This window comes from Bradyrhizobium sp. Kon56, from assembly GCF_055807635.1.
On the sequence record NZ_JBVVOU010000004.1, the window covers coordinates 154,471 to 171,478 of the forward strand.

Sequence of the window (17,008 nt, forward strand, 5' to 3'; positions counted from 1 at the left end):
ATGTCCGCGATCTACGACTTCAAGGCCAACTCGCTTCTCGGCGAAGAAGTGCCGATGCGCAGCTTCGAGGGGCAGGTGCTGCTGATCGTCAACACCGCGAGCAAATGCGGCTTCACGCCGCAATATCGCGGGCTGGAGGATCTGCATCGCGACCTGTCCCCGCGCGGCTTCTCGGTGCTCGGCTTTCCCTGCAACCAGTTCGGTGCGCAGGAGCCAGGGCAGGCGAGCGAGATCCAGGCGTTCTGCTCGACCAATTACGACGTCACCTTTCCCCTGTTCGAGAAGATCGACGTCAACGGCAGCAATGCCCATCCGTTGTATGAGTACCTGAAACGCCAGCAATCCGGCCTGCTGGGCGCCTCCATCAAATGGAATTTCACGAAATTCCTGGTGGACCGCGCCGGCAAGGTGGTTTCGCGCTATGCGCCGACCGCGCGGCCCGAAGGATTGCGGCAGCAAATCGAGACCCTGTTATGAGCGAGACAATCATGAGCGACGAATTTCCGGACCGCCTCTCGGTCGATCCGAACAGCCCCTTTTACAATGCGGACATTCTGGCGCGCGACGTCGGCATCCGCTTCAAGGGTGTCGAGAAGACCAATGTCGAGGAATACTGCATCAGCGAAGGCTGGGTCCGCGTCACCGCAGGCAACGCCAAGGACCGCCACGGCAACCCGCTGACCATCAAGGTGCACGGCCCGGTCGAGCCGTATTTCAGGGATAAGAAGTAGTTTTGGAATGCGAAGCGTGCTTGGGGCACGCCGTCATGCCCGGGCTTGTCCCGGGCATCCACGTTCTTCGAGCGGCTAAGACGTGGATGGCCGGGACAAGCCCGGCCATGACGAGAGGAGGGAGCCCGCAGAAAGCCAAACCCCATGTCCGTCCGCATCGTCGACGTCCGCGAGATCACGAAGCCGATCTCTTCGCCGATCCGCAACGCCTATATCGATTTCACCAAGATGACGACGAGCCTGGTGGCCGTCGTCACCGACGTCGTTCGCGACGGCAAGCGCGTCGTCGGCTACGGCTTCAACTCCAACGGCCGCTACGGGCAGGGCGGCCTGATCCGCGAGCGTTTTGCCTCGCGCATCCTGGAGGCCGATCCGAAATCGCTGCTGAACGCGGCCGGCGACAATCTCGACCCCGACAAGGTCTGGGCCGCGATGATGACCAACGAGAAGCCGGGCGGTCACGGCGAGCGCTCGGTCGCGGTCGGCACCATCGACATGGCGGTGTGGGATGCGGTCGCGAAGATTGCGGGCCAGCCGCTGTTTCGCCTGCTGGCTGAGCGTCACGGCGTCAAAGCCAATCCGCGCGTGTTCGTCTACGCTGCCGGCGGCTACTACTATCCCGGCAAGGACCTCTCGATGCTGCGCGGCGAGATGCGAGGCTATCTCGATCGCGGCTACAACGTCGTGAAGATGAAGATCGGCGGCGCTGATATCGAGGACGACCGCACCCGCATCGAAGCGGTGCTGAAGGAAATCGGCAAGGACGCGCAGCTCGCCGTCGACGCCAACGGCCGCTTCGATCTCGAGACCGGCATCGCCTATGCCAAGATGCTGCGGGATTATCCCTTGTTCTGGTACGAGGAAGTTGGCGACCCCCTCGACTACGCGCTGCAGGCAGCCCTCGCCGAATTCTATCCGGGCCCGATGGCAACAGGCGAAAACCTGTTCAGCCACCAGGATGCCCGCAATTTGATTCGCTACGGCGGCATGCGCCCCGACCGCGACTGGCTGCAATTCGATTGCGCGCTGTCCTACGGCCTGTGCGAATACCAGCGCACGATGGAGGTGCTGAAAACTCATGGCTGGTCGCCGAGCCGCTGCATCCCCCACGGCGGCCACCAGATGTCGCTCAACATCGCAGCCGGCTTAGGCCTTGGCGGCAACGAGAGCTACCCCGACCTGTTCCAGCCCTATGGTGGCTTCCCCGACGGCGTCCGCGTCGAGAACGGCCACATCACCATGCCGGAGCTGTCAGGCATCGGCTTCGAAGGCAAGTCGGATCTCTACAAGGAGATGAAGGCGCTGGCGGAGTAGGGGGCGCGACGGCCACGCCATGCTTTCCGCTGTCATGCCCCGGCTTAACCGGGGCATCCAGTACGCCGTGGCGAATGTGGCGAGAGCGAGCGCTTCAACGGAGGCCTCTGGAATACTGGATCGCCCGGTCAAGCCGGGCGGTGACACCGAGATTGTGGACGAACCAACGCAATCAGCCGAGGTCGTCCCTTACGACAGTCGCATATCCAACAGCCGCCGCCCTTCGCCCTTCAAGAGCTTCTTCACCGCGCTCGAGGCCACGACCTCGCCGTCATTGGCGTAGGCTTCGTGGTTCTTCTCGATGTCGTCGAGGCGGTAGAGGTAGTTGACCATCACGCCGGCGGACTCGCGCACGCCCTTCGGCGAGAGATCGCCTAACCAATTGATGCGCTCGAGGCGGGCGCCGTTGCCGAGATGGAAGCGCGCGACGGAGTCGATCAGCTTGCCTTTGGGTGTGCGCGCCTTCAGGAAATAGTGCGCCGCGAGCGGTTCGATCACGCCACGTAGCAGTGTCGTGGTCTCGGGGTTCTCGAACCATTTGGGATCGTCGAGGCGCTTCAGGATCTCGCGGTCCTCGTCCGACAGCGGCAAATCCTTGTCCTGCTTCACCCATGGCATGAAGCCCGGCACCGGCGACAGCGTCACGAAATTGTCGAGCTTGGGCAATTCGCGGCGCAGCTCCTCCACCACCTGCTTGATCAGGAAGCTGCCGAAGGAGATGCCGCCCAGACCGCGCTGGGTGTTGGAGATCGAGTAGAACACGGCGGTACGGGCGCGCTCGATCGGGACGGATGGGCGATCGACCGCGAGCAGCGGCGCGATCGCGCCGGGGATCGTCTCGGTCAACGCGACCTCGACGAAGATCAGGGGCTCGTCCACCATCGCGGGATGGAAGAAGGCGTAGCAGCGGCGGTCGACCGGATCGATGCGGCGGCGCAGATCGTCCCAGTCGCTGATCTCGTGCACGGCCTCATAACGGATGATCTTTTCGAGGATGTTGGCCGGGGTCGACCAGTCGATCCTGCGCAGCACGAGAAACCCCCTGTTGAACCATGACGAGAGAAGATGCGAAACGTCGCGATCGAGTGCGGCGAGATCGGCGTGCCTGTTCATCATGTCGAGCAGGTCGGCGCGCATCTTGACGAGATCGCCGGTGCCGCCGGGTGCGCGGTTGAGGCGGCGGATCAACTCCTGCCGGCGCGGCTCGGAGGCGAAGTGCAGGGCGCTGGCATCCTCGTCGGCCGGCTTGGCGCGCCATGTCTCGATCGCCTTGGACAGGCGTTCCCGATCCGGGCCGAAATCGCGCACCAGGGCTTCGAAAAAGGCGCGACGTCCCGCCGCATCCAGGTCCTGGTAGATGTCGAGCACCTCACGCGCCATGGCGGTGCCGGAAGCTTCACCCCGGCCCGACAGCAGCGCGCCACAGAGCTCGATCAGCCCATCGGCGTCCGGCTTGGTGTCGGCAGAATCCCCGCGGCGAAGCAGCGTGCGGCCGCGCTCGGAGATGGTAGTAAGTAAGTCGGAGAAGAAGGCGTTGGCCATCGGGGCTTTCGTGTCGGGTTTGTGCGGTGCGGGAATCTTACACGGGATTTGGGCGGAATCCGATCACAATCAAGCGGGGGATTTTGGCAAGTTTAGCGGGGGGTGTGGATTTCCAGAATGCCGTCATGCCCGGCGAAGGAGGGACATCCAGTACGCCACGGCCTGCGTGCCGCGGGTGGCAGCCAGGGCGTCCCTGATCCGGGCCCCTCCTGCCAGCGCAAGGAGACAGCCTGCTCAGTGACCGGATTTCCTGAATTGGACCAGGCTGAACGAGCCGATACCGGTCGTCCGGACGAAAGCGAAGCCGGCCGAGTCCGCCAGCTTGCGATACTCGGCTTCGGTCCGCTCGCAACCGCCCGGTCCTCGCAGCATGTTGAGGTCGCTCATGACGCAGGAACGATCCTCGGGCGCCGTCGTTGCGCGCTCCGGCATGATCCGCTCGATCACGATCAACGTCCCGTCGGACGGCAGCGCGTTCCGGCAATTGCGCAAGATGATCCGGCAACGGTCGTCGTTCCAATTATGGAGAATGCTCTTCATCACAATCGTGTCGGCGCCGCTCGGAATATCTTCAAAGAAGCTGCCGGTGACGAAGCGACTGCGGCCGGCGATCCCGAGACGATCGAAATGTGTGCGCGCATCTGTCTCGCAACGCGCGAGATCGAAGACGATGCCCTCAAGGTGAGGGTTGTGCTGAACTATGGCGCCGATCAATTCGCCGGTGCCGCCGCCGATATCCATGACGAGGCGCGCTGCGGCGAAGTCGTGGGCCGTAACGATCTTCGGAACGATGGACCGCGTGAGGCTGACCATCGCAGCGTTGAACCGGCGGTTTGATTCCGGCGTATTGCCTGTGGCCGCATAACGGTCGTCGCCTTCTCCGCGCAGCTGGGTCGCGGTCTTTCCGGTGCGAACCGAATCGACCAGTCCGCTCCAGGATTGCGTGAGCATCTCGCCCTCAAAGAGAACCCAGTCCTTGAAGGATGGGTCGGCCGTCTCGCCGAGCTGCAGGCCGAGATCGGTCATAGCAAACCGGTCGTGGTCTGCCTGCCTACAAAGACCAAGTGTGGTCAGACCAACGAGCAGTCTGCGCAGAGCCCTTTCGTCGGCGGACACCAGCCGGGCAAGCTCAGCCACGGATTTCGCCTCGTCTCCGACGGCCTCCGCGAGACTAAGCTTCGCCGCAGCATAGATCACCGCGGTGATGCGATGCGACTGCACGAGATCAAGGACGGACGCTGGCCGGCTCATCTGTTGCCTCCGTTGCTGCGATCAATCGGTCGGGACAAACCCCGTTTCATGCACGATCGCCTTCCACCGGTCGGATTCGGATGCGATCAGCCGGGCGAAATCGTCCATCGCGATCACGTCCGGCTCGACGGCCAGCTTTGCCATACCGGCCCTGACCTCGTCGGTGCGAACGGCCGTCTGGATCGCGGCGCTGAGCTTATCGACAATCGGCGCCGGCGTCTTCGCTGGAACGAAAAACGCAAACCATGTGAGGTCCTCGAGCGAGGGGTATCCCGCCTCCCGCACCGTCGGTACCGCCGGAACGAACGGGCTGCGGCGCGGTCCAGTGGTCGCCAGCGCACGAAGATCTCCGGATTGGACAAGTCCGAGCGAGCTGCCGATCGGCATGACGGTCGCTGCAATCACGCCCTTGACCAGATCCTGAATCGCGCCACCGCCCTGATAGGGCACGTGGAGAAAATCGAAGCCTGCGCTGCGGCCCAGCATCGTACCGAGAAAATGCAGCGTGGTTCCGGCGCCCGGCGTGCCAAAGGTGGCAAGCTTCGGATTGGCTCGGCACCAAACAACGAAATCCGCCAGTGTCCTGACGTCGGCCGGAACCGCCGGGCCGACTGTCAGCAATGTCGGGGTCGAGGCGACGGTCGACACCGGCGTGAAATCGCGCGGCTGGTACCTCAGCGTCTTGTAGACGTGCGGAAAAAACATCATGAAGCCGAGCGGCGAGAACAGCATGGCCGATCCGTCGGCATCGGCGTTCTTCACCGCCTCCACCGCGATACGGCCGCCTGCTCCTGGCCGATTCTCGACCACGATGGTCTCCGCATAGCCGCTCATCTGTCCGGCCACGAGCCGCGCCATGGCGTCCTGCAGTCCGGGCGAGAAGCCCGTCAAAATGTGCGCGGTTTTGGAGAGCGGCTGTGCGAGCGCGCGCGACACGCGGTGCGAGGCGGAGCTCGCCACACAGGCCGCAGATGCGGCCAATACGCTACGACGCGTGATCATTCCCTGTCTCCCTGATCCATTTGGCGCTCAGAGCGGGTTCTACCGGCGGATGTATCACATGAGGGACGAACGGGCTTGGTCGCCGGCTTACATTTTCCTTACCGGCAGCTTACTCTTACGCATCGCACGGATTTTGACGACGGACGGCGGTCTCGGGGAAGTCGCTTGCGCTATTTCTTCAACGATTTTTCACTCGACACTGAGCGGCGCGAGCTTTGTCGCGGGCCGGAGGTCGTCGCCATCGCGCCGCAGGTGTTCGACCTGCTTCGTTATCTGATCGGCAACCGCGAGCGCGTGGTCAGCAAGGACGACCTGATCCGCGCCATCTGGCATGGTCGCGTCGTCTCCGACGTCGCCCTGACCACGCGGCTTAATGCGGCGCGCAAGGCGATCGGCGATTCCGGGGACGCGCAGCGCTTGATCAAGACATTTCCGCGCAAGGGCGTCCGCTTCGTCGCGGAGGTGCGCGAAGTGCCTACAACTGCGACTGTCGCGCGCTTGCCGAGGCCCGCCGCAGGCAAGCCGTCGCTCGTGGTTCTGCCTTTTGCCAATCTGAGCCCCGATCCCGCCCAGGACTATTTCGTCGACGGCGTGACCGAGAGCCTGACCACGGATCTGTCGCGAATGGCCGGTATCTTCGTGATCGGCCGCAACACCGCCTTCACCTACAAGGGCGTGCATGTCGATCTGAAGCAGCTCGGCCGCGAACTCGGCGTTCGCTACGTGCTCGAGGGCTCCGTGCAACGGGCCGGCAGCCGGATGCGCATCATCGTCCAGCTCATCGATGCCGAGACCGGAAATCATTTGTGGGGCGACCGTTTCGACAAGCAGGTAGCAGATCTTTTCGACATGCAGGACGAAATCGGTGCGCGTCTTGCCAATCAATTGGGAACCGAGCTCGTCAGGGTAGAGGCACGGCGCGCTGCGCGTGCGCCACATCCAGATTCGACCGACCTTTATTTCCAGGGCATGGCGTATCTGAATCGCGGGACGGATCCCACGAGCCTGTCGCAGGCTAGCCCGTTCTTCGAACAAGCGCTCCTGCTGGACGCTTCAAACGTTGAAGCTATGGTGGGAATCACAGACGTCGATACGATGCGGGCGACCTCCATGCTGATCGACCGCACGGCGCCTCTGCAAGTGGTCGAAGCGTCCTTGACCAGGATACTTGGCCACACGCCCAATCACGCGAGGGCACATTGCCTGATGGGCGTCGTCCAGATTTTCACGAACCGCGCCGCCCAAGGCATCGCCGAGTGTGAGCGGGCGTTGGTGCTGGACCGGAATCTTGCCACGGCCCATGCGTGGATCGGACTTGGCAAGTGCAATCTGGGCCGAGCCGAGGAGACCGAAGCGCACGTCATGGAGGCTTTCCGACTCTCTCCCCGCGATAACAAGGCCTCTTCCTGGATGAATACGGCAGGAGTCGCGCAATCATATCTCGGCGCCGATGAGGCTGCCGTTCGCTGGTTCAAGCGATCGATCGAGACCAACCGTAATATTGCACCCTTTGTCCATTTTTATCTTGCCGCCGAGCAGGCGCATCTCGGTGAGATCAAGGAAGCGCGGACTCATATGCAGGCGGGGCTGACGCTCGCTCCGGACTTCAGCATCGCCCAATTCCACGCCAGTTCGCCAACGGATCATCCAACCTGTCTTGCGCAGCGAGCTCGTATCGCCGTGGGGTTACGCAAGGCAGGTCTTCCTGAAGAATAGATGTTGCGCGGCTCGTCGAGGCCAAAGGGGCCGCCGGCCATCGCGTTATTCTGGCGAACCGGCCCCGCAGGACGATCGGCAGCCCGCCTCTGCGCTTACCCCTTCCCCGCAAACTCCGTCGGCGTCCGTCCCGTCACCTGACGGAACGCCGCCGAAAACGCCGGCACGCTGGCATAGCCGAGCTGGGTCGCGAGCTGCTTCACGGAGACATTGGCATCGGTGGACAGCCGCTGGATCGCCGCCGCAATCCTCGCACGCTGGCACCAGCTCTTGAAGCTCAGCTGCGTCTCTGTCGAAAACAGCCGCGACAGCGTGCGCGCGGAGGTTCCGACCTCGCGCGCCAGCGCGTCGATGTCGTACAGGCCGGTGGGATCGTCGAGCACGATCATGGCCGCGCGCCGGCAGCGCGGCTCGTGCGGCAGCGGCACGAAGGTCGCGGAGTCCTCGGCCCGGACCAGCTCCAGCATCACCAGGCGAACCAGCAGATCGGTCCGCTCCTCCGTATTTTGCGCGTCGAACAGCGCGAGGATCGCCTGGTTCAGCAGCGGCGACACCCGCACCACGAATTCCTTGGTCAGTCCCTCATGGCGCTGCTCGCGCTTCAGCCAGGCCAAGTCGAAATAGAGCGTCCGCATCTCGATGTCGGCGAGCAGATCGATGGCGTGCTGGAGCCCGGCGGGGACCCAGACCGCGCGGTCCGGCGGCACCAGCCAGCGCCCTCCGGGCGTCGTCACCTGCATGGTGCCCCTGGCGGCATAGATCAGCTGTGCCTCGCGGTGCATATGCGGATCGATCCGCATGCCCTTGGGGTAGTCGCGTGCGACCAGATGCACGCCCGCAGGCGAGCGATGATTGCTCCGGACCGCCCGGAGGATTGGCGTCTCGACGACAGTCATTGGCAGCATCCCGTCATGCCCAAGACATATAATTCATTTCGGAGCAGGAGAGGATTCCCATGAACAGCCCCAGCCGGGTGATCAGTTTCGTCAACGCGGGCCATTTCATCGACCATTACGCGATGCTGATTTTCGCCGCCGCGGTGATCATCATGGGACCGGCGCTCGGCATGGCCTATTCGGAACTCCTGCCTTACGCGACGCCGGGCTTCGTCGCCTTCGGCGCGGGCTCGCTGCTTACCGGCTGGCTCGGCGACCGCTGGAGCCGCCGCCACATGATGCTGATCTTCTTCGTCGGCATCGGCGCTTCCATGATCTCGGTCGGCTGCGTGCAGACCCCGGCGCAACTCGGCGCGGCGCTGTTCGCAATCGGCATTTTTGCCTCGATCTATCACCCGGTCGGCACCGCCATGATCGTCTCCTACGCTGACAGGCTCGGCCGCGAGATGGGCATCAACGGCGTCTGGGGCAATCTCGGCGTCGCATCGTCGGCGCTGGTCACCGGCGTGATCGGCCAGTATCTCGGCTGGCGCTTCGCCTTCATCGTCCCCGGCATCGTCACCATCCTGATCGGCATCGCGTTTGCGATGATGGTCGTGCACGAGGACCGCAAGGGCTCGAAGCAGGCGGCAGCTCAGGCGCGGGTCGCCAAGCAGGACATGTGGCGCGTGATCCTGTCGCTGTTGATCGTGGTGATCGCGATCTCCACGACGTTCAATGCCGTCACCGTGGCGCTGCCAAAGCTGTTCGCGGAGCGGCTTGCCGATCTCACCAAAAGCCCGGCGCTGCTCGGCGTCATCGCAGCCTGCGTCTACGTGTTCGGCGCGATGACGCAGTACACGATCGGCCGGCTGCTCGACCGCTATTCGCTGAAGACGGTGGCGCTGCCGCTGTCCTTCATGCTGGCGCCGTTCCTGTATCTGGCCGCGAGCCTGTCCAATCTGCCGCTGATCCTGGTCTCGATCGGCATCGTCATGGGCGCGTTCGGGCAGGTCACGGTCAACGACGCCATGGTCGGCAAATACACCAGCGAGGAATGGCGCTCGCGCGCCTATGCCGTGCGCTATTTCATCGGCTTCACCGCCGCCGGCGCCTCGGTCGGCCTGGTCGCCTGGCTCTACGAGCAGGGCGGCTTCGTCACCATGCTGCATGCTTTCGCCGCGCTCTGCCTGCTCGCGATCGCAGCCGCGATCATTCTGCCGCGCGAGATCAGGACACCGCAGGCGGCGTGAGGGATCGGCGTGAGGCGCGCGCCCGTTTCAATCCCGTCATTGCGAGGAGCGTAGCGACGAAGCAATCCAGAATCTTTCCGCGGAGGATTCTGGATTGCTTCCGCCTTCGCTAAAGGTTCGGCTGTCAAGTCGCCGCGCCCGCAATGACGTGGGAGTGGCGGCGGCTCGCGTAGTCTGCCGATGATGCCATCATGCCAGTGTTTTGCCCGACGGGGCAAGCATTTTCGGCAAAGCGAAATCAGATTTCGGCAAAGACGAAATTTTCTCCAGTCTTTTCAACCTCATCTCTACTGTGCATGGGGTTGTTTTCGCGTTTTTTTTGTTGAGGCCCCTTACCCGCCGCGAAGTCAAGGAACTCCCGTTGCCTGCCGCGGGTTCTATCCCCGTCATCCCGGCACCTCGCCGGGGCAGATGAAGGGGTAAAATTCCTGCATGCAGTGGAGCCTGCTCCGACCGGTCGGCCTTGTCCCCGCGGCGCTTGTCCTCACCACCGTTGCGGCCAGCGCCGAGGGCGGCAAATCGGCCGGTCCCTCGGAATTCCTGCTGGTGGCCCAGATCGTGCTGTTGATCGCGGTCGGCCGCGGTCTCGGCGAGATCATGCAGCGCCTCGGCCAGCCCTCGGTGATCGGCGAATTGCTCGCCGGCATCCTGCTCGGTCCCTCGCTGTTCGGTTGGGTCTGGCCTGACGCACAGCAGGCAATCTTCCCCAAAACGCCCGAGCAGAAAGCGATGATCGACGGCATCGCGCAGTTCGGCATCCTGCTGCTGTTGCTGCTGACCGGCATGGAGACCGACCTCAAGCTGGTCAGGAAGGTCGGCAAGGCCGCGATCGCGATCTCGATTGCCGGCATCCTCGTGCCCTTTGCCTGCGGTTTTGCGCTCGGCGAATTCCTGCCAGATGCGCTGTTGCCGAATCCGCAAGCCCGCCTGGTTGCGTCGCTGTTCATGGGTACGGCGCTGTCAATCTCCTCGGTGAAGATCGTCGCGGTGGTTGTGCGCGAGATGAACTTCATGCGCCGCAATGTCGGCCAGATCATCGTCGCCACCGCCGTCATCGACGACACCATCGGCTGGATCATCATCGCCGTCATCTTCAGCCTCGCCTCGCACGGCGCGCTGGATATCGCCTCGGTGGCGAAAGCTGTGCTGGGCACGCTGGCCTTCCTCGCGATTAGCTTCACCATCGGCCGCCGCATCGTGTTCCAGCTCATTCGATGGGCCAACGACAATCTCGTCAGCACCGCGCCGGTCATCACGGTGATCCTGCTGCTGATGTGCGCCATGGCGCTGGTCACGCATCTGATCGGCGTGCACACCGTGCTCGGTGCCTTCGTCGCCGGCATTCTGGTCGGGGAGTCCCCGATCCTGACGCGGCAGATCGACGAGCGGCTGCGCGGGCTGATCTCGAGCTTCTTCATGCCGGTGTTCTTCGGTTTGGCCGGCCTGAGCGCCGACCTCACGGTGCTGCGCGATCCCCATCTGCTGATGCTCACCGGCCTGCTGGTCGTGATCGCCAGCGTCGGCAAGTTCGGCGGCGCCTTCGTCGGCGGAACCGTGGGCGGGCTGAACACAAGGGAGTCGCTGGCCCTCGCAAGCGGGATGAACGCGCGCGGCTCGACCGAGGTGATCATCGCCACCATCGGTCTTTCGATCGGCGTGCTCAGCCAGAACCTGTTCACGATGATTGTGACCATGGCGATCGTGACCACGATGGCGATGCCGCCGATGCTGCGCGCCGCGCTGGCAAAGCTGCCGATGAACAAGGACGAGCAAGAGCGCCTGGAGCGGGAAGAATTCGAGAAGCGCGGCTTCGTCGCCAATCTCGAACGTCCCTTGCTCGCAGTGGACGAGAGCGTCAACGCCACCTTCGCTGCCCACATCGCCGGCCTGATCGCCGGCATGCGCGGCTTGCCAATCACCGTGCTGCACATCGGCAAGCGCGCCAAGGATCAGGAGAAGGGCCGCGATGAAGAGGAAAGCCCCGAAACCGTGGTGAAGAAGGCCGCCGAGATCGTATCGGCCCATGGCGAAGGCGATGTCGGCAGCGTCGACGTCGTCACCCGGGCAAGGCGTGCGGAGCTCGGCGAGTCCATTGCCGACGAAGCGCGCAAGGGCTTCGATCTTCTGGTCATCGGCGTCGACAAGGTTGCTGCCGCCAAGGACCGCTTCGATCGGAGGATCGAGGACATCGCAGCGAAGTTCGAGGGACCGCTCGCGATCCTGGCGGCCAAGGGCAAGCACCTGAAGCAGCCGACGCCCGAGGCGCTCAACATCCTCGTTCCGGTCTCCGGCAGCGGCGTCTCCAAGCGCGGCGCCGAGGTCGCGGTCGCGCTGGCGCAGGCGGGATCAGGCTCGCTCCGGGTGATCTATGTCGCGACGACGCGCGACAAGGGCGCGCAGCGCGGCGCCTCGCGTGGTCTGAACCATGAGGCCGGCATCCTGAAGGACGCCAGCGATCTCGCCGCCCGTTACGAGGTCGACATCACCACGACCTTGCGCGCGAACCGGGCGCCTGAAGCGGCGATCCTGCGCGAGATCGAGACCACCGCCGTCGATCTCGTGGTGATGGGGGTCGATCGCATCCAGGCCGATCACCTCTCCTTCGGCGGCGTCGCCGACGCCGTGCTCAGGCAAGCGAAGGTCTCGGTGCTCCTGGTCTCGAGCGGGGAGGCGCGTCCGACGTCCACGGAGAAAGCCTAGGACTTCACTTCGGCCACTGCCACCGCCTTCGGCGTCTTCTTCGACGCACGCCAGTTCTCGAAGCGCTGCACCACCACGAAGAACGCCGGCACGAACAGCACCGCGAGGCAGGTCGAGGCCAGCATGCCCGAGAACACTGTGATGCCGATCGACTTGCGCGCGCTGGCGCCGGCGCCGGTCGCGATCACCAGCGGCACCACGCCGAGGATGAAGGCGAACGACGTCATCAGGATCGGGCGGAAGCGGGCGCGAGCAGCTTCGATCGCGGATTCCAGCACCGGCTTGCCATCGCGGCCGTGCAGCTCGAGCCCCACCTCGACGATCAGGATGGCGTTCTTGGCCGACAGCGCGATCAGCAGGATCAGGCCGATCTGGCAATAGAGGTTGTTGTCGATCTTCAGTGCGTTGAGGATCAGCATGGGGCCGAGCAACGACAGCGGCACCGCCAGGATTACCGAGATCGGCGCGTACCAGCTTTCGTACTGGCCGGCGAGCACGAGATAGACCAGCAGCATGGCGAGCCCGAACACCCAGTAGATCTGGTTGGAGACGGCCTTCTCCTGATAGGACATCGCGGTCCATTCGAAGCCGGTGCCCGGCGGCAGCGTCTTGTCCGCGATCTCCTCCATCAGCTTCAGCGACTGGCCAGAGGAGTAGCCCTGCGCCGGCAGGCCGATCACGGTCGACGATGGATAGAGATTGTAGAGGCTGATCAGCGACGGGCCGGTGGCGGGGGTGATCGTGGCAACCGTGCCGATCGGGATCATGTCGCCGTTCGAGTTGCGCACCATCATGTTGGCGATGTCGCGTTCGGTGACGCGGAAGGCGGGATCGGCTTGGGTGTAGACCTGGAACACGCGGCCGAACTTGTTGAACTGGTTGACATAGGACGAGCCGAGATAGGTCGAGAGCGCCGCGAACACCTGGTCCGTCGTCACGTGCAGCGTCTGGGTCTTGATGCGGTCGATCTCGACGTTGAATTGCGGAACCGAGGAGCGGAACGAGGACTGGACGCGCTGCAGGGCGCTCTGGCTCTGGCCGTTGGAGACCATGGCGCCGGTGATGGCCTGGAGCTTGGCAAAATCGCTGTTGCCGTCACGCAGTTCGACCTGCATCGAGAAGCCGGCGGCGTTGCCGATGCCCTGGATCGGCGGCGGCGGCAGCACCAGCGTGCGCGCTTCCATGATGGCCGCGAGCTTGTCGTTCAGCCCGTACACCAGCGAACGCAAATCCTCGCCGGGGCCTTTGCGCGCGTCCCAGTCCTTCAGGATGATGTAGGCGACGCCGGCATTGGCAAGGCTGGCGCTGTTGTCCAGCGCGGAGATGCCGGCGATGGTGATGACTTGCTGGACTCCGGGCGTGTCCTTGATCAGCTCGCTCGCTCTGTCGAGCACCTTCTGGGTCCGTTCCAGCGCGGCACCGTCAGGCAGTTGCACGGCGGCGATCAGGTAGCCCTGGTCCTCGATCGGCAGGAAGCCGGTCGGTACCCGGGACAGCCCGTAGCCGCCGATCCCGATCAGCACCAGCGCGATCGCGACCGAGATCGTGCTGTTCCTGCACAGCACGCCGATCAGTCGGATGTAGCCGCGCTCGACGCGGTTGTAGACCGCGTTGAAGCCGCGATAGAAGAAGTTGCGCTGCTCCGGCGGCACCGTCGGCCGCAGCCAGAGAGCGCATTGCGTCGGCTTCAGCGTCGCCGCGTTGATGGCGGACAGAAGCGCGGTCGCCGCGATCACCAGCGCAAATTGCGAATAGATGCGGCCGGTGAGCCCGGCGAGGAACGACGCTGGCAAAAACACCGAGATCAACACCAGCGTGATGCCGACGATCGGCGCGAACAGCTGGTCCATCGCCTTGATCGCGGCGTCATGGCCGTTCATGCCCTGCTCGATGTTGTGGGCCGCGCCTTCCACCACGACGATGGCATCGTCGACGACGATGCCGATCGCTAGCACGATCGCGAACAGCGTCGACATGTTGATGGTGAAGCCGAGCGCGGCCATGGCGGCGAAGGCGCCGATGATGGTCACCGGCACAGTGGTCGCCGGCACCAGCATCGCGCGCCAGTCCTGCAGGAACACCAGGATCACGACCAGCACCAGCAGGCCGGCCTCGATCAGCGTCATGTAGACCTCGTGCACCGAGGCCTGCACGAATTTGGTGGTGTCGAACGGCGTGTCGTACTTCATGCCCTGCGGGAAGGCCTTGGCAAGCTCCGCCATCTTCTTCTCAACGGCCTGCTCGACCTGGAGTGCATTGGCGCCGGGCGACTGGAACACGCCGATGCCGGTGGCCGGCTGCTTGTTAAGCGAGAAGATCTGGCTGTAGGTCTGCGCGCCCAATTCGACCCAGCCGACGTCGCGCACCCGCGTGACGTCGCCGCTGGTGCCTGATTTGACAATGATGTTCTCGAACTCGGTGGTATCGTCGAGCCTGCCGTTGACGTTGAGGGTGTACTGGAACGCCTGACCCGGCGGCGTCGGCGGTGCGCCGACCTGGCCGGCGGAGACCTGCTGGCTCTGCTGCTGGATCGCCTGGATCACGTCCTGCGGCACCAGGCCCCGGACCTGCAGCTTGTTCGGATCGAGCCACACCCGCATCGAATACTGGCCGGCGCCGAACACGGTGACGTTGCCGACGCCGGGCAGGCGCGAGAGTTCGTCGCGGAGGTTGATGGTGGCGTAGTTGCTCAAATAAAGGCTGTCGAACGTCTTGTCGGGCGAGGTCAGCGTCACGAACAGCAGGATCGACGTCGACCGCTTCTGTACGGTGACGCCCTGGTTCTGCACCGACTGGGGCAATTGCGACAGCGCGCTGGAGACGCGGTTCTGCACCAGCACTTGCGCGAAGTTCAGGTCGGTGCCGATCTTGAAGGTCACGGTCAGCGTGTAGGTGCCGTCGGAGCCGCTGTAGGACTGCATGTAGAGCATGTCCTCGACGCCGTTGACCTGTTGTTCGATCGGCAAGGCAACTGTGTCGATCACGGTCTTGGCGCTGGCGCCGGGATAGCGTGTGGTGACCTGCACCGTCGGCGGCACCACGTCGGGATATTGCGCGATCGCGAGGTTGAACAGCGCGACGCCGCCGATCAGGATCATCAGCAGCGCGATGACGTTCGAGAGGACCGGCCGCTCGATGAAGAATTTTGAGATCATGGCCGGCGCTCCTACTTGCAGATCTTACTTGGCAGACGCCTGCGGCTGCTCGATCTTCGTCACCTGCGGGTCGATCTTCTGGCCCGGAATCACCCGCAGCAGTCCCGCGGTCACCACGCGGTCCTCCGGCTTCAAGCCGCTTTCGATCACGCGCAAGCCGTTGTCCACGGGACCGATCTGCACCTTGCGCTGCTCGACAACGTTGTCGCCATTGACGACGAGGAGATAGCGGCCGCCCTGATCGCTGCCGAGCGCGGTGTCGGGCACGAGCAGGGCGTCCTTCTCCTGAGTGAAGGGCACGCGAACGCGGACGAAATAGCCGGGCAGCAGCACCCGCTTGTCGTTGGGGACAAGGCCCCGCACTGCGAGCGTGCCCGTCGACTGGGTGAGGGTCGGGGCGACATAGTCAAGCTTGCCCTCATGCGGATAACCGGCCTCGGTCTGCAAACCGACTTGAATCGGAAATTGCTTCATGTCTGCGGCGGTGAGCCCGCGGCGGACGGCCTCGGCACGGATGCGCAGCACGTCCTGCTCGTTGACGGTGAAATTCACATAGATCGGGTCCATCGCGACGATGGACGCGAGTTGAGTTGGAGAGGAGACGCCGACGAGTTCGCCGACCGAGACCATGTGAGCGCTGACGATGCCGTCGAAAGGCGCGGTCACGTTGGTGTAGCCGTAGTTGACCTGGGCGAGCTTGGTGTTGGCCTCGGCCTGCTGGAGATTGGCCTGCGCGTTATCGCGCGTCGATGTCGAGGTGTCGAGCGTGGCCTGCGAGACGGCCTGGCGCTGCACCAGCTCAGCCTGCCGTTTGTAGTCGGCTTCCGCCTGCCGGACTGAGGCCTGCGCGCCGGCCTCGGCCGCCCGCGCCTGGTCGAGCTTGAGCTTGTAGGTCTCGGGCTCGATCGTGAACAGCTGGGTGCCCTGCTTGACGAAGGCGCCGTCCTGGTAGTCGATCGATTGCAGGAATCCCTGCACGCGCGCGACGAGATCGACATTCTTGATCGGCGCGGTGTTGCCGGTGGCCTCGACATAACGGGTCACCGGGCGCTGCACGGGCGCGGCGACGTCCACCTTGGGCGGCGGCGGAGCGACGAAACTGTTCTTGTCCTCGCAGCCGGCGAGCGCGGCCACGGCCATCGCGGCGGCCAGTGCCTGCCCGACATGTCTCCACGCTTCGTTGCGCCGTGCGGGAGATGCGGGATTCGCGCAGGTCATTCGGTGGCCCCCGGTTGCTGTCTGTCGAGGCGGGAGGCTACCAACAAATGCCCGGACGTGGAACACCATAGCCATGGCAGTCGTCGGCCTTGCGCTGCGGACCGCGCTGTGGCCTTTGGCAGTTTTGCCATCACAAACCGCTTTTTATCGCGCACCCGATCGACCAGAATTATGTCACAGGCCGAGCGACGGCGCGCGAAGCGGTCGGGACGAACAAGAGAAGAATACAAGAAGAAAAGGTCGGGAGATCA

General features: G+C 64.0%; 12 protein-coding genes. 6 read left to right on the top strand and 6 right to left on the bottom strand.

Going from position 1 to position 17,008, the window contains the following annotated elements:
- From AC0L3B_RS08460 to tarD, 3 genes are all read left to right on the top strand, one after another.
- Positions 1-477 (top strand): glutathione peroxidase, encoded by a 477-nt coding sequence (locus tag AC0L3B_RS08460; protein ID WP_018454085.1) that lies wholly within the window; start codon positions 1-3, stop codon positions 475-477.
- Positions 474-731 carry a DUF3297 family protein gene (locus AC0L3B_RS08465; RefSeq protein WP_007613756.1) on the top strand — a complete coding sequence of 86 codons (258 nt, stop codon included), beginning with the start codon at positions 474-476 and terminating at the stop codon, positions 729-731. The genes AC0L3B_RS08460 and AC0L3B_RS08465 overlap by 4 nt, the downstream gene beginning before the upstream one ends.
- Before the next feature lie 144 nt (positions 732-875).
- The gene (gene tarD, locus AC0L3B_RS08470) at positions 876-2,045 is read left to right on the top strand and encodes a D(-)-tartrate dehydratase (protein WP_018454086.1); all 1,170 of its coding nucleotides are present in this window, start codon (positions 876-878) and stop codon (positions 2,043-2,045) included.
- A gap of 189 nt (positions 2,046-2,234) precedes the next feature.
- Here tarD and AC0L3B_RS08475 read toward each other — a convergent pair whose 3' ends face one another.
- The 3 genes from AC0L3B_RS08475 to AC0L3B_RS08485 form a co-directional block, all read right to left on the bottom strand.
- Positions 2,235-3,587: a malonyl-CoA decarboxylase gene (locus AC0L3B_RS08475; RefSeq protein ID WP_085351884.1), complete on the bottom strand. Its 1,353-nt coding sequence runs from the start codon at positions 3,585-3,587 to the stop codon at positions 2,235-2,237.
- 234 nt (positions 3,588-3,821) lie between these two features.
- Complete coding sequence (locus AC0L3B_RS08480) at positions 3,822-4,838, bottom strand: methyltransferase (protein WP_085385339.1); 1,017 nt, start codon at positions 4,836-4,838, stop codon at positions 3,822-3,824.
- 21 nt (positions 4,839-4,859) lie between these two features.
- On the bottom strand, positions 4,860-5,840 hold the full coding sequence (locus tag AC0L3B_RS08485; RefSeq protein WP_085385340.1) for a Bug family tripartite tricarboxylate transporter substrate binding protein: 981 nt from the start codon (positions 5,838-5,840) through the stop codon (positions 4,860-4,862).
- Positions 5,841-6,005: 165 nt separating this feature from the next.
- Between AC0L3B_RS08485 and AC0L3B_RS08490 the strand changes: the two genes are divergently transcribed.
- Positions 6,006-7,556, top strand: a complete 1,551-nt coding sequence (locus tag AC0L3B_RS08490; protein ID WP_473380286.1) for a winged helix-turn-helix domain-containing tetratricopeptide repeat protein — start codon at positions 6,006-6,008, stop codon at positions 7,554-7,556.
- A gap of 95 nt (positions 7,557-7,651) precedes the next feature.
- On the opposite strand, the gene AC0L3B_RS08495 is transcribed toward AC0L3B_RS08490, so the two are convergent.
- Complete coding sequence (locus AC0L3B_RS08495) at positions 7,652-8,452, bottom strand: AraC family transcriptional regulator (RefSeq protein WP_085385422.1); 801 nt, start codon at positions 8,450-8,452, stop codon at positions 7,652-7,654.
- Between the two features lie 59 nt (positions 8,453-8,511).
- Here AC0L3B_RS08495 and AC0L3B_RS08500 point away from each other — a divergent pair, with 59 nt between their 5' ends.
- Both AC0L3B_RS08500 and AC0L3B_RS08505 read left to right on the top strand, forming a co-directional pair.
- On the top strand, positions 8,512-9,684 hold the full coding sequence (locus AC0L3B_RS08500) for an MFS transporter (RefSeq protein WP_085385342.1): 1,173 nt from the start codon (positions 8,512-8,514) through the stop codon (positions 9,682-9,684).
- Positions 9,685-10,116: 432 nt separating this feature from the next.
- Entirely contained in the window at positions 10,117-12,384 is a 2,268-nt protein-coding gene (locus AC0L3B_RS08505) for a cation:proton antiporter domain-containing protein (protein ID WP_473380287.1), read from the top strand.
- On the opposite strand, the gene AC0L3B_RS08510 is transcribed toward AC0L3B_RS08505, so the two are convergent.
- Together AC0L3B_RS08510 and AC0L3B_RS08515 are read right to left on the bottom strand one after the other, a co-directional pair.
- The gene (locus tag AC0L3B_RS08510) at positions 12,381-15,539 is read right to left on the bottom strand and encodes an efflux RND transporter permease subunit (RefSeq protein ID WP_473380288.1); all 3,159 of its coding nucleotides are present in this window, start codon (positions 15,537-15,539) and stop codon (positions 12,381-12,383) included. The two genes, AC0L3B_RS08505 and AC0L3B_RS08510, sit on opposite strands and share 4 nt — an antisense overlap.
- Before the next feature lie 24 nt (positions 15,540-15,563).
- Positions 15,564-16,757: an efflux RND transporter periplasmic adaptor subunit gene (locus AC0L3B_RS08515; RefSeq protein WP_377829465.1), complete on the bottom strand. Its 1,194-nt coding sequence runs from the start codon at positions 16,755-16,757 to the stop codon at positions 15,564-15,566.
- Between the last annotated feature and the right edge of the window lie 251 nt (positions 16,758-17,008).

Coding starts and splice junctions, on each gene's coding strand:
- AC0L3B_RS08500 (WP_085385342.1), top strand. CDS start 8,512: ATGAACAGCCCCAGCCGGGTGATCAGTTTCGTCAACGCGGGCCATTTC.
- AC0L3B_RS08515 (WP_377829465.1), bottom strand. CDS start 16,757: ATGACCTGCGCGAATCCCGCATCTCCCGCACGGCGCAACGAAGCGTGG.
- AC0L3B_RS08510 (WP_473380288.1), bottom strand. CDS start 15,539: ATGATCTCAAAATTCTTCATCGAGCGGCCGGTCCTCTCGAACGTCATC.
- AC0L3B_RS08485 (WP_085385340.1), bottom strand. CDS start 5,840: ATGATCACGCGTCGTAGCGTATTGGCCGCATCTGCGGCCTGTGTGGCG.
- AC0L3B_RS08460 (WP_018454085.1), top strand. CDS start 1: ATGTCCGCGATCTACGACTTCAAGGCCAACTCGCTTCTCGGCGAAGAA.
- tarD (WP_018454086.1), top strand. CDS start 876: ATGTCCGTCCGCATCGTCGACGTCCGCGAGATCACGAAGCCGATCTCT.
- AC0L3B_RS08480 (WP_085385339.1), bottom strand. CDS start 4,838: ATGAGCCGGCCAGCGTCCGTCCTTGATCTCGTGCAGTCGCATCGCATC.
- AC0L3B_RS08475 (WP_085351884.1), bottom strand. CDS start 3,587: ATGGCCAACGCCTTCTTCTCCGACTTACTTACTACCATCTCCGAGCGC.
- AC0L3B_RS08505 (WP_473380287.1), top strand. CDS start 10,117: ATGCAGTGGAGCCTGCTCCGACCGGTCGGCCTTGTCCCCGCGGCGCTT.
- AC0L3B_RS08495 (WP_085385422.1), bottom strand. CDS start 8,452: ATGACTGTCGTCGAGACGCCAATCCTCCGGGCGGTCCGGAGCAATCAT.
- AC0L3B_RS08465 (WP_007613756.1), top strand. CDS start 474: ATGAGCGAGACAATCATGAGCGACGAATTTCCGGACCGCCTCTCGGTC.